Consider the following 11,408-nt stretch of genomic DNA (forward strand, 5'->3'; position numbering starts at 1 on the left):
CTGTCTCAACGCTCACGAGTCGCCGATAAATCCCGAGCCCGCATAGAGATGCAGCACGGGCAGCCCCAGCTGGTCCTGGGCCTTGTTCGCCCAGTCTGTGTGGAAGGTATCGGCAATCGCGTGCGGGCGCGTGACCACGACGGCCTGTGCCGCATTGAGTGCCTTGACCTTGGACACCAAGCCCTCCACGGCACCGCCGTCGACTATTTCACCCGTCACGCCGCCACCCAGCCCTTCCAGGGCCGCCAGGGACGCTGACAAGGCCTCAGCCGCCTGGGCCCGCTCCGACTGGGGATCGGGTGCCTCTGCGAGCAGATCCCGGAATGCCTTGGCTACTTCAAGCAACGAGAGGTTCTCGAGGAAGTCCACCAACAAGTGCCGTTCTGTGTTAGCGGGCACCAACACCACCAGGGGCGAGTCTCCGCCGTCGATCAGTTTGGCAATATTGACGCGGTCGTCCGGGCCGAGAGGCTCTTCGGTAAGGATGACGATTGGTTCACTCATGGCTACAGCGTAGACCTGAGCCGCGCCGGGAGGCACGGTTTAGCGCGGCAATTCTGTTCTTGCTGTGGCGCTTCCTCCCGGGAGGAAACGCCACAGAGGGCGCTGTTCGGAACACGGCCCTGCAACCGGGAGAATGGTCACATGGCATCCATGACCCGATCTGCGCCAACCGTTGAGAACGGTGCGAAATTGTCCGCCCGCGCCAAATGGACTGTTGCGGGGATCGTTGCAGGAAGCAGCATTGCGGGCTTGCTGGGCGCAGGGTCTTCGGCGCTCGCAGCCTATTTCGCCCGGCGGGTCATCACCCCCTCAGTGCGCGAGGCTGACCAAGAGGTGTTGGCGGTGGTGCGCGGTGACAACGGGCTTCAGGTCATCCTCGCAGCTACCCCGGACACCACCATCGACGGCGTGTTCAGCCTCATTTTCGCCGGGGGAACCGGGTTCGCGCGGATCGGACGGATCGTGTCCTATTCGCCCGCGGAGCGGACGGTGCAGCGCGAAGTCGAGGAAGTCTACAGCGGTGATCTGGCAACGGCCCGGCGCGGATGGTGGAGCGGTGCCGTCTACGACTCCCCGGCGGCGCTCGGCTTGGATTCGGAAGATGTACAGATCGATGTCGAGGGTGGCCAGGCGCCTGCGTGGCTGATTCCGTCAGGCGCAGGGAAGCCCGCGAAGGTGTGGGCGATCATGGTCCATGGCCGTGGTGCTACCCGCCTCGAAGGCTTGCGCGCGGTGCGCGTCGCGCACGATCTCGGACTCGACAGCCTGCTGGTTTCCTACCGGAACGACGGCCTGGCGCCGTCTGCCCCGGACGGGCGGTACGGCCTGGGGTCCACGGAATGGCACGACGTCGACGCCGCCATTGAGTACGCACTCGCCCACGGCGCCCACGAGGTGGTCCTGTTCGGATGGTCGATGGGCGGGGCGATCTGCCTGCAGACTGCCGATCTTTCGCATCACCGCCATGTGGTCAGGGCCATGGTCCTGGATGCGCCGGTGATCAACTGGGTCAACGTGCTGGCACACCACGCCCAGATCAACAGGATCCCCTACGCCGTGGGCCGTTACGGGCAGCTGATGTTGGGGCATCCGTTGGGCCGGCGCCTTACCGGCCTGGCCGCGCCCGTCGACTTGAAGGCAATGGACTGGGATGCCCGCGCCGTCGAACTACGGACTCCGACGTTGGTAATCCACAGTGTGGACGATGAGTACGTTCCGTACGAACCCTCGGCCAGCCTCGCCGAAAAGAATCCGGAGATGGTCACCTTTGAACCCTTCGAAGGCGCGCGCCACACGAAAGAGTGGAACGTGGATCCGCAGAAGTGGGAGCGGCTGGTACGCTCGTGGCTCGCTCCGCACCTCACGCCCCGTAGCGGGCCGGTGTCGGGTTGAGGGCGGGCCGGCGGCGGCCTGAGAGTACTTGCGCGGCGCCCGGCGTTTGCTAAGGGCTGCCGATCAGGGCAGTCAGAGCGCCGGTCAGCCGGATAAGGTCTGCAGGATCCAGCTCAATGTCCAGGCCACGGCGTCCACCGGAAACGAGGACCGTGCCGAAGGCCAACGCCGATTCGTCGAGCACAGTGGGCGATGGCTGGCGTTGGCCCAGAGGGGAAATCCCGCCCAGGACATAGCCAGTGCGTCGCTCGGCCATTTTGGGATCGGCCATGGTGGCCTTCTTGGATCCGAGAGCCGCGGCGATTGCCTTGAGGTCAAGGGTGCCACTCACCGGGACGATGCCCACCGCGAGCTTGCCTTCAATGTCCACCATCAAGGTCTTGAAGACCCGGCCGGGATCGATACCCAGGACCTCGGCCGCCTCAAGCCCGTAGCTCGCCGCCGAAGGATCATGCACATAGGGGTGCAGGGTGAAAGGAACGCCGGCCGCAGCCAGTATGGCTGTGGCCGGCGTTCCCTGTGAAGCCAGTTTCTTGGCCATTCCCGGTACCTCGGATCAGGACAACAAGCGGTCCGCCGCGGCGACTTTGCGCTTGATCCGCCCCAGCATGGCCGTCATGCCACGCATGCGCAGCGGTGTGATTGCGCGGGTGAGGCCCAGCAGTTCCGGCATGTCATCCGGAACAGCCAGGATCTCTGCGGCAGTCAGCCCGTCCAGGCCTTCGTGCAAAACGCCCGCAAAGCCGCGCGTGGTGGGCGCCTCCGGCGGTGCCTTGAAAAACAAACGGTAGGCGACGCCGTCGGGCTTCTTTTCCTGCTCGATGGTCAGGAACAGGGGCGACTGGCACTCCACCACTTGCTCCAGGAGCTCAGGGTGGTCCAGCAGCCGTTCCGGCAGGGCCGGGAGCCCGCGCGAGAAATCAAGCAGCAGCTGAAGGCGGTCGGGCTCGGTCAATGCTTGGAAGTCATCGACAATTTCCGCCAGTGCGGCGGGCAAAGTATTGGTACTCATCACTTCCAGCTTACGCAAGTCCGGGCCGGTCTGGCCCCCGTTGCTTCAAAATGGCCTAGCCAATTTGGCAGACCGATAGGGCAAGGCACAGGGATTCCGGACTACTTTCCGGCGAGTGCGGGGACGGAACCCCGCTCGGCGCCCTTGACGATCGGGACGCGCACTGCATTGCCCCACTCCGTCCAGGAACCGTCGTAGTTGCGGACCGTTTCGAAACCAAGCAGGTACTTCAGTGCGAACCAGGTGTGGCTGGAACGCTCGCCGATGCGGCAGTAGGCCACGACGTCGTCGCCTTCCGTGAGGCCGGCTTCCCCGAGGTAGAGGGCCTCAAGTTCGGTCCGGTTGCGGTACGTGCCATCTTCGGCAGCGGCGCGTGCCCACGGGATGGAGGCTGCGGTGGGGATGTGCCCCCCGCGCAGGGCGCCCTCTTCGGGGTAGGCCGGCATGTGGGTGCGCTGGCCGGTGTATTCCTCGGGGGAGCGGACGTCGATCAGCGGCTTGCCGAAGTGAGCCAGGACGTCATCCTTGAAGGCGCGGATGGGGGCGTCGTTCCGTTCGATCACGGGGTACTCGCCCGGGGTGGGCTGGGGGACGTCGGTGGTGATTTCGCGGCCTTCGGCGATCCACTTGTCGCGGCCGCCGTCCAGGAGCCGGACGTCTTCGTGGCCGAAGAGCGTGAATACCCAGAGGGCGTAGGCGGCCCACCAGTTGGACTTGTCGCCGTAGATCACCACGGTGGTGTCCCGCGAGATGCCTTTGGCGGCTGCCAGGGCTGCGAACGCTTCACCGTCGACGTAATCCCGGGTGACTTCATCGTTCAGGTCCGTGTGCCAGTCGATCTTGACTGCGCCCGGAATGTGGCCGGTCTCGTACAGGAGGACATCTTCGTCGGATTCGACAACAACCAGCTTGCCGTCGCCAAGCGCGCCGCCTTCAAGGGCCGCGGCAAGCCACTCGGTGGACACCAGGCGTTCGGGGTGGGCGTACGCGGCGAACTTCTCGTTCTGTTCAACGGGGTAGGACATTTGTATGGCCTTTCACTGACACTTTCACTGACACCGGGCGGCGCCGGGCGATAGAACGTGCCCGGCCTTAATCCCACATTATCGAGGGCCGGGGTCTAAAGCTCCTCCCCGTTCATATGGTGAAATATGGCCTTCATCACGTGTCCGCCCGGGGCGTGGCATTGCCGGTATTCTTGCTGGGGACTTACGACACGAAGAACGGACCGCATTGGTACAGATCGAACAGCTCGTCGCGCGCACGCCGGCGGTCTCAGCGGATGAGATTCTCAAGGGTTTCTACCCTTCGCCACGGTTCGGAGAGGTGTCCTTCAAGAGCTACCGGCCTGATCCGAACCAGCCCAGCCAAGCGGCCGCGGTCAAGGCCCTGGAAGCGTTCGGTGCGACGGTGGGAGCCGGAGACGGAGACGGCCTGTTCAAACGCCTCTTCGGCAAGAAGGTCAACAGCCGGGCGGGCATCTACCTCGACGGCGGATTCGGCGTCGGAAAGACCCACCTGCTGGCTTCCCTGTGGCACTCGACCCCGGGGCCGAAAGCCTTCGGGACGTTCGTGGAGTACACCAACCTGGTCGGCGCCCTGTCCTTCCGGAAGACCGTGGAGGCTTTGAGCAGCTATAAGCTGGTCTGCATTGACGAATTTGAGCTCGACGATCCGGGCGACACGGTGCTGATGTCCCGCCTCATGCGTGAATTGTCCGACGCCGGTGTGAAGCTCGCTGCCACGTCCAACACTTTGCCTGGTTCACTGGGGGACGGCCGCTTTGCCGCCGTCGACTTCCAGCGGGAAATCCAGGTCCTTGCGGACCAGTTCGATGTTGTCAGGATCGACGGGGAAGACTTCAGGCACCGCGGCTTGCCCGCCGCTCCGGCACCGTTGAAGACCGAAGACCTCAAGAGGCAGATGCATGCCGAGTTCGATGGCCAGACCGTGGCCATGGACGATTTCCGCGGCCTGATCGACCACCTTGCCGGCGTGCATCCCAGCCGTTATCGCAAGCTGATCTCAGGAATCGATGCAGTTGTCTGGCGCAACGTCGAAACCATTACGGAGCAGGCCGTTGCCCTTCGCTTCGTGGTGCTGGCCGACCGCCTGTACGACAAGGACGTCCCGATCCTTGCCAGCGGCGTGCCCTTCGACAAGCTCTTCACCGAGGAAATGATGACCGGCGGGTACATGAAGAAATACTTCCGCGCCGTGTCCCGTCTGACCGCCCTGGCGCGTGAGGGCCAAAACCACGAGCCTTCGTAGGAAACCTCCTGCCGCACTCTACTTTTGGGGTTCCCGCGGCTTGAGTACCCAACGCACCAGGATTCCGGCGGCAAGTGCCCAGAACGCGGCGCCGATGCCTGCGAAGCTGAGGCCCGAGGCTGCGATCAGGAACGTCACGGAGGCTCCGATGCGTTCTTCGGCGATAGCCAGCGCCGAGGCGATGGCGGAGGCCAGGGTGCCCAGCAGCGCCAAGCCCGCGACAGCTTCAAGGAGCCCTGGCGGTGGGGCCGCCACGACGGTCACCAGCGCGGCGGAGAAGGCTGCCAACACGAGGTAGGCCAGGCCTGACGTGAAGGCGGCGATCCAGCGCCGGCCCCGGTCCTCACCTGCTTCTTCTCCTGCCGCCAGCGCAGCGCTCAACGCGGCGAGGTTGATCGCATGTCCGCCAAAGGGAGCCCCCAGCGCAGTCCCTGCCCCTGTCACCAGCATCGACTGGCGCCACGGGACGGTGTAGCCGAAGGACTTCAGCACTGCCGCCCCCGGAATGTTCTGGGAAGCCATGGTGACAATGAACAGGGGCAAGGCGATACCAGCCACCGTGCTGAGCGTGAAAGCGGGAGTGGTCCAATGCAATTCAGGCAACAGCCGGTTCGTGGGGATGCTCACGCCGTTGACCACGATGTAGATTCCGATGACTGCGAGAGCCACCAACAGCGCAGCAGGTACCGACCAGCGGGGCGCCAGCTTCATCATGACCAGCCAGCAGAGGATCACGGGAGCCACCAGCAAGGGAGCAGTGCCCAAGGCTTTGAACGGGGCAAGGCAGAGGGACAGAAGCACCCCGGCCAGCATCGCCTGGGCGAGGGCCGTTGGAATCTTCGCCATCAGCTTTCCAAGGGCCGGAATGAGCCCCGTGAGGGCGATCAGTACACCAGCGATGAGGAAGGCGCCGACGGCGGCCGGCCACCCGCCGTCGGGCACTCCGGTTCCTGCGAGCAAAGCCGCACCGGGCGTCGACCACGCAAGCGTGACAGGCAAGCGCGATCGCCAGGAAAGCCAGAGAACGCCGAGCCCGAAGGTGAGGGTGAGGGCCAGGAGCCCGCTGGCGGCCTGTTCCTGGGTGGCCCCGACCGCCCGAAGGCCCGCGAGCACCACCGCGAAGGATGAAGTGAAGCCGACCAGCGCGGTCACAATTCCAGCCACAAGCGGACGGGAGAGCTGCCGGGAAGCGGAGGCTGGACGTGACTGTCCGGTGTGAAGAGATGACGCTGGCATAGTCCATCACGTTACCGGAGCCGTGGCCCGCCTGCCGAGGCGACCACGGTTAAACGCCAAGGGCACCGGCGGCGCCTCGCGGCGGGACCGGTGCCCCGTTGACGTAACTGTATTCGGGAGCTCTGGCCGGTGGAACCGGCTACGGAGCCTCATTGGCGGAGGGAGCTGTCTAGGCCGTAGCCCTTACAGCAAACCGTCGAGGTTGCCCACGAACTCGGAAGCGGCTCTCTGAACCGCATCTAGTCGTCGATAAAATCGGCGGCCTATTCGATGCCGTCCTTGATGGCTTCTTCATTGCCACCAACGAGGTCCTGAACTTTGCCCTTCAGATCGTCAAATAATCCCACGGGCACCTCCCTTCAATCACGGAGCCAGTTCGCTCCTCCGTTTTCGATCCTAACCCGAGACCTTGGAGGTGCCAAGGAAAAATTTGACTGCGATGTCAAACGAATTTTCGAGGGGGTCACAGCTGCTTGTCGGGAGAAAGCTCCTGGTGGCGCGGGCTGTCCGGATTCATGAGCGAATGCTTGCGGCCGTAGCCGAAGTAGATGACCAGTCCGATGACCAGCCACACGACAAAGCGAAGCCAGGTTTCCCAATGCAACTGGGTCATGAGGAAGGCGGATGCCAGCATTCCGAACGCGGGGACCGCGGGCATGAATGGCAGCCGGAAGGTACGCGGTGCGTCGGGCTTCTTGTACCGGAAGATGATGACTGAGAGACAGACGACGACGAACGCGGCCAGGATGCCGATGTTGGTCAGGTCCGCAACGGCCTTGATGGGGAACACGCCCGCCAAGAAAGCTGACGTAATGCCGGCAATCCACGTGACGCGCTGCGGGGTGCCATGGCGATCCGTCTTGGCAAACCAGCCCGGTAGCGGACCGTCGCGGCTCATGGAGAACCAGACACGGGTAACGCCGAGCAGGAAGGTCAGCATCACGGTGAGGATCGACAGCACGGCGAACACCGAGATGATGGTGGCGATGACGGGCAGGCCCACACCGCTGAAGGCGGAGGCGAAACCGGCCGTCGGGTTGATGTCCTTGTAGTTCTGCATGCCGGTGAGCACCAGGGTCGCCGCAACATAGAGGAGCATCGCGATGACAAGGGAGAGCACGATTGCCTTGGGCATGTGCTTCTTGCCGTCCTTGGCTTCCTCGGCCGCGGTGCTCATGGCGTCGTAGCCGAACACGGCGAAGAACACGGTGGCTGAACCGGCCACGACAGGGCCGAAGCCGCTGGGCATGAACGGATTGTAGTTGTTCGTGTTGATGTAGAAGATGCCCAGGCCGATGATGAACAGGATCAGGACCACTTTGATGGCCACCGCCACGAGTTCGAAGCGGCCGAAGGCCTTGGTTCCACGGGACAGGATCCAGGTGACCAGCAGGCAGACAAGGATGGCCGGCAAGTTGATGATGCCGCCATGTCCTTCGTCCGCCGTCGAGGTCATCCACGCCGGCATGTGGACGCCGATCCCGGAAAGGAACGCGTCGAAATAGCCGGAAATGCCGATCGCGACGACGGCGACGATTGCGATGTACTCCAGCAGGAGGTCCCAGCCGATGAACCACCCGATGACCTCGCCAAGGGCAACGTAGCCATAGGTGTAGGCGGATCCGGCGCGGGGGATCATGCCGGCGAATTCGGCGTAGGAGAGTGCCGCGGCCGCTGAGGCAAGACCTGCGACCAGGAACGAGATCAATACAGCGGGGCCGACACCCGGGGTGTCCGCGCTTCCGTGCGCCACGAGGCCGGCCAAGGAGAAGATCCCGACGCCGATGATACCGCCGACGCCGATGGCCGTCAGTTGCCAGAGGCCCAGGCTTTTGAAGAGCCCGCTGTGTTTGCTTTCCTCCTCGATGTCGTCAATGGGGTTCTTCCTCATGATCGAACGAACGACTGTTTGTTGCTTCACCGTGCTCCTGCGTGTGGGCGTGGACGAATTGGGCCTGAAGAAAGTATGCGATATGAATCACATTGGATAGAGTGATTTTTGCTGAGTGGTATTGATCAGTTTTGCTGATCTTTCGGGTAAGTGGCATGGGTGGTAGCGGCATGCGGCATGCGGCATGCGGCGGGCATCTGTGGGCACAAAAAAAGCAGCTCCGGCGGAGCTGCTGGGAAATGACACTGCGTTTGGCCAGTGGCCGTGGCCTGATTTCGGGGAAATGGAGCGGACGACGAGATTCGAACTCGCGACATCCACCTTGGCAAGGTGGTGCTCTACCAGCTGAGCTACGTCCGCACATGATGAAAATCCGGCCGGGGCCGGATTTTCATCAACAAGCAAGTTGCCTTGCCTTGGTGGGCGATACTGGGATCGAACCAGTGACCTCTTCCGTGTCAGGGAAGCGCGCTACCGCTGCGCCAATCGCCCGGATCGGCATAAGCCGGCCGGCCCGTTGCCGGGACCTTAAAATACGAGAGCGGACGACGAGATTCGAACTCGCGACATCCACCTTGGCAAGGTGGTGCTCTACCAGCTGAGCTACGTCCGCACATGATGATCGTCCGGCCGGGGCCGGATGTTCATCAACAAGCAAGTTGCCTTGCCTTGGTGGGCGATACTGGGATCGAACCAGTGACCTCTTCCGTGTCAGGGAAGCGCGCTACCGCTGCGCCAATCGCCCAAATGCAATCCGGCCTGGACCGGAAACCAAGGTTTTCACCGAGGTGGGTACGGGATTCGAACCCGTGTGTACGGCTTTGCAGGCCGCTGCCTCGCCTCTCGGCCAACCCACCGTGTAAGCACGATTCCTGGGGTTCCAAGAAGTCAATGCCGTGACAGTGTCCTGCGAGCGGACGACGAGATTCGAACTCGCGACATCCACCTTGGCAAGGTGGTGCTCTACCAGCTGAGCTACGTCCGCATTGTCCTCTGCGGCGGCCTGCCCGCAGGGGGCATTCCGTCGCTTTCCGACGAGTAAAAACTCTATAGGAGGTTCCGGGAAACTCCAAATCGATCGGCCGGAATCGTAAGCAATGGGTGCTGGTTCCTTGAATTGGCGCGGATTTTCCGAGTTACACGGGTGTGATTCGTGGGTCTTTTCTCGAGTGTTGCCTGCTCGGCCGGCCCGACGCTTTCCGGATTTTTGAATTCCGGCCGGGGTCGGTTAGTCTTCTTGTGCACGGGCGATTGGCGCAGTGGTAGCGCGCTTCGTTCACACCGAAGAGGTCACTGGTTCGAACCCAGTATCGCCCACCAAGAAGAGGTCCTGTGCGAAACATTGTTCATGTTTCGCACAGGACCTCTTGTCATTGCCCGCGGGTTCCTGCATCGTCGCCCATCGAGGACCGATCACGTGCGAGGCGCTGCCCTGACCACCCGGTTCCTTCCGAGTGACTTGGCTTCGTAGAGGGCCGCATCGGCGGCCGCAATCATCGCCGTGAGGTCGACTGCGCCGAACTGGGTTGAGGTGACTCCGTAGCTCACCGTAGGAATGTGGACGTCGTCGAGGCTTTTGCAGGCGGCCAAAGAGCGATTGATCTCGGCCGCGATGCTCTCGGCCCGCTCCTGGGCCGCTCCAGGCAAGAGCAAGATGAATTCTTCGCCCCGATACCGTCCGACGAGGTCGGTGGATCGTACCGACTCGGAGCACGAAGCCGCGAATGCTTGTAGGGCGGCGTCACCGGCCGCATGACCGTATTCGTCATTGATCGCTTTGAAGTGGTCCAGGTCGGCCAGGATCAAGGACGCGACAGAGCCTGTGGCGTGCAGGCGCTCAAGTTCCTTAGTGGCCAGATCCATGAAAGTGCCACGATTGAGGAGCCCGGTCAGGTTGTCGCGGGCAGCGCGTTCGCTGAGCCGGTTGATCAGCTGATCGTTGCTGAGGGCGGTCATGCTGAAAGAGACCGCAACCAGGAGTACCAGCGTGACCAGGCTGGCCATTGATGGGCCGAAATACATGCGGAAATTCGGTCCGCTTGGACCGTCGACGAGGTACACGGCCAGGCGGCAGAAATAGTAGGCGGCCAGGAACCCCGCGGCCAAGGCCATCGACTTGTGCACGTGTGAGTAGCTGGAGTCCAGTAGCCACAGGTCGCGGGACGCCAACGCGATGCCCAAGGTCATGAATCCCAGATAGACCAGGCCCCCGGACCAGGTGTTGTAACCGGGGTTCTCCAATAGGGACGAGAGTGCTGTGATTCCACACGCCGTAGCAAACTGCCATTTTGGCGGCGGCAACATCCGGAGAGAGCGGGCTCCGGTCCAGACACTCAGTGCCCCGCCCACCAGGAGGACGTTTCCCGAAGGATTTGCCCAAACTTGGTGTGGTGTCCCGTTGAGAAGGAAGGCCAGGTTTCCAGCAAGGAAGAACAAGAGGGCGATGCACCACCACCCGTTGTAGGAGGACCGCGTGCGCCTGAAGGATGCATAAAACAGAAGGAGGAGCGTCAGGGCGACCACGCCAAGGGCCACTCGCAGTGTTGTTATATCGAGGACCACTTTTCGCTCCCGTATCCGCGGACGTGACCAATTATGGCACCGGGAGTCAAGGAATCTTGTGCGCCATGCGTCGAGGCCCTGGTTGCGGGGCGGAGCGGCGCTTGCTTTTGTATTTCAGATCACTCACCCGGATTTGTTGCTTTGGCGATTACCTCCGGGCTCAGGGCGAGATCGGCATTGAGGATTTCGAAACCAAGGATGTGTCCGTCTCTGTCCAAATCAACCACAATCTGGCCGTCCCCGCCCGGAAGGTCAATGGGGCCAAGCTGGCGTACCGATGAGCCATCTTCGATCGCTCCGAGCAATGAAACATAGGCGGCCCGTGCTGCAGGGTCGTAAGAAATTCGCATATTCAAATCATCCCTTGGTCACCGTGATGATGTTTCCTGTTCGGTTGTCTACGATCACCCGGATTCTATTTGCGCCCGTTCCCTGTGTGAAGACAGCGCGTTGACTCATTGAAAACCTCCGCGTAGCCGGATACGTTGCCTCATTTGAAAACCTCCGCGTAGCGGCGTGGTTCGCAAGTGTGGCGGCGGT

Annotated in this window: 10 protein-coding genes and 7 tRNA genes; 3 read left to right on the forward strand and 14 right to left on the reverse strand. The window is 62.6% G+C overall.

What is annotated here, in order from left to right; translation table 11 throughout:
- Positions 1 to 12 precede the first annotated feature (12 nt).
- Positions 13 to 504 carry a hypothetical protein gene (locus tag ABH924_RS16725; RefSeq protein ID WP_404500567.1) on the reverse strand — a complete coding sequence of 164 codons (492 nt, stop codon included), beginning with the start codon at positions 502 to 504 and terminating at the stop codon, positions 13 to 15.
- Between the two features lie 150 nt (positions 505 to 654).
- Between ABH924_RS16725 and ABH924_RS16730 the strand changes: the two genes are divergently transcribed.
- Positions 655 to 1,896, forward strand: coding sequence for an alpha/beta hydrolase family protein (locus tag ABH924_RS16730; RefSeq protein WP_404500578.1), 1,242 nt, complete (start codon positions 655 to 657; stop codon positions 1,894 to 1,896).
- A gap of 49 nt (positions 1,897 to 1,945) precedes the next feature.
- Here ABH924_RS16730 and ybaK read toward each other — a convergent pair whose 3' ends face one another.
- From ybaK to ABH924_RS16745, 3 genes are all read right to left on the reverse strand, one after another.
- The gene (gene ybaK / locus ABH924_RS16735; protein WP_234750183.1) at positions 1,946 to 2,437 is read right to left on the reverse strand and encodes a Cys-tRNA(Pro) deacylase; all 492 of its coding nucleotides are present in this window, start codon (positions 2,435 to 2,437) and stop codon (positions 1,946 to 1,948) included.
- A 15-nt stretch (positions 2,438 to 2,452) separates the two neighbouring features.
- Entirely contained in the window at positions 2,453 to 2,908 is a 456-nt protein-coding gene (locus tag ABH924_RS16740; RefSeq protein ID WP_234750185.1) for a SufE family protein, read from the reverse strand.
- Positions 2,909 to 3,009: 101 nt separating this feature from the next.
- Positions 3,010 to 3,933: a sulfurtransferase gene (locus ABH924_RS16745; protein WP_404500570.1), complete on the reverse strand. Its 924-nt coding sequence runs from the start codon at positions 3,931 to 3,933 to the stop codon at positions 3,010 to 3,012.
- Between the two features lie 208 nt (positions 3,934 to 4,141).
- On the opposite strand from ABH924_RS16745, the gene zapE reads away from it, so the two are divergent.
- Positions 4,142 to 5,179 (forward strand): cell division protein ZapE, encoded by a 1,038-nt coding sequence (zapE, locus tag ABH924_RS16750; protein ID WP_234750189.1) that lies wholly within the window; start codon positions 4,142 to 4,144, stop codon positions 5,177 to 5,179.
- 18 nt (positions 5,180 to 5,197) lie between these two features.
- Here zapE and ABH924_RS16755 read toward each other — a convergent pair whose 3' ends face one another.
- From ABH924_RS16755 to ABH924_RS16790, 8 genes are all read right to left on the reverse strand, one after another.
- Positions 5,198 to 6,415, reverse strand: a complete 1,218-nt coding sequence (locus ABH924_RS16755; RefSeq protein ID WP_404500572.1) for a benzoate/H(+) symporter BenE family transporter — start codon at positions 6,413 to 6,415, stop codon at positions 5,198 to 5,200.
- 463 nt (positions 6,416 to 6,878) lie between these two features.
- A complete protein-coding gene (locus ABH924_RS16760) occupies positions 6,879 to 8,306 on the reverse strand; it encodes an amino acid permease (protein ID WP_404500580.1) in 1,428 nt (475 codons plus the stop codon).
- Between the two features lie 284 nt (positions 8,307 to 8,590).
- A tRNA-Gly gene (locus ABH924_RS16765) sits at positions 8,591 to 8,666 on the reverse strand.
- A gap of 57 nt (positions 8,667 to 8,723) precedes the next feature.
- Positions 8,724 to 8,798: transfer RNA gene (locus ABH924_RS16770), tRNA-Val, on the reverse strand.
- Between the two features lie 48 nt (positions 8,799 to 8,846).
- A tRNA-Gly gene (locus ABH924_RS16775) sits at positions 8,847 to 8,919 on the reverse strand.
- Between the two features lie 57 nt (positions 8,920 to 8,976).
- Positions 8,977 to 9,051 (reverse strand) — tRNA-Val (locus ABH924_RS16780).
- Positions 9,052 to 9,092: 41 nt separating this feature from the next.
- Positions 9,093 to 9,163, reverse strand: a tRNA-Cys gene (locus tag ABH924_RS16785).
- A 55-nt stretch (positions 9,164 to 9,218) separates the two neighbouring features.
- Positions 9,219 to 9,291, reverse strand: a tRNA-Gly gene (locus ABH924_RS16790).
- Between the two features lie 260 nt (positions 9,292 to 9,551).
- Between ABH924_RS16790 and ABH924_RS16795 the strand changes: the two genes are divergently transcribed.
- Positions 9,552 to 9,626 (forward strand) — tRNA-Val (locus ABH924_RS16795).
- 93 nt (positions 9,627 to 9,719) lie between these two features.
- On the opposite strand, the gene ABH924_RS16800 is transcribed toward ABH924_RS16795, so the two are convergent.
- Together ABH924_RS16800 and ABH924_RS16805 are read right to left on the reverse strand one after the other, a co-directional pair.
- On the reverse strand, positions 9,720 to 10,868 hold the full coding sequence (locus tag ABH924_RS16800) for a GGDEF domain-containing protein (RefSeq protein ID WP_404500574.1): 1,149 nt from the start codon (positions 10,866 to 10,868) through the stop codon (positions 9,720 to 9,722).
- A gap of 119 nt (positions 10,869 to 10,987) precedes the next feature.
- Positions 10,988 to 11,218 carry a DUF2283 domain-containing protein gene (locus tag ABH924_RS16805; protein WP_404500576.1) on the reverse strand — a complete coding sequence of 77 codons (231 nt, stop codon included), beginning with the start codon at positions 11,216 to 11,218 and terminating at the stop codon, positions 10,988 to 10,990.
- Between the last annotated feature and the right edge of the window lie 190 nt (positions 11,219 to 11,408).

Origin of the sequence: Arthrobacter sp. GAS37 (assembly GCF_044908325.1) — a bacterium.
In the GTDB taxonomy this organism is placed as follows: Bacteria; Actinomycetota; Actinomycetes; order Actinomycetales; family Micrococcaceae; genus Arthrobacter; species Arthrobacter ramosus.

Excerpts from the sequence above, each read along its gene's own strand:
- ABH924_RS16725 (WP_404500567.1), bottom strand. The coding sequence starts at position 504 with ATGAGTGAACCAATCGTCATCCTTACCGAAGAGCCTCTCGGCCCGGAC.
- ABH924_RS16730 (WP_404500578.1), top strand. The coding sequence starts at position 655 with ATGACCCGATCTGCGCCAACCGTTGAGAACGGTGCGAAATTGTCCGCC.
- ybaK (WP_234750183.1), bottom strand. The coding sequence starts at position 2,437 with ATGGCCAAGAAACTGGCTTCACAGGGAACGCCGGCCACAGCCATACTG.
- ABH924_RS16740 (WP_234750185.1), bottom strand. The coding sequence starts at position 2,908 with ATGAGTACCAATACTTTGCCCGCCGCACTGGCGGAAATTGTCGATGAC.
- ABH924_RS16745 (WP_404500570.1), bottom strand. The coding sequence starts at position 3,933 with ATGTCCTACCCCGTTGAACAGAACGAGAAGTTCGCCGCGTACGCCCAC.
- ABH924_RS16755 (WP_404500572.1), bottom strand. The coding sequence starts at position 6,415 with ATGCCAGCGTCATCTCTTCACACCGGACAGTCACGTCCAGCCTCCGCT.
- ABH924_RS16760 (WP_404500580.1), bottom strand. The coding sequence starts at position 8,306 with ATGAGGAAGAACCCCATTGACGACATCGAGGAGGAAAGCAAACACAGC.
- ABH924_RS16805 (WP_404500576.1), bottom strand. The coding sequence starts at position 11,218 with ATGCGAATTTCTTACGACCCTGCAGCACGGGCCGCCTATGTTTCATTG.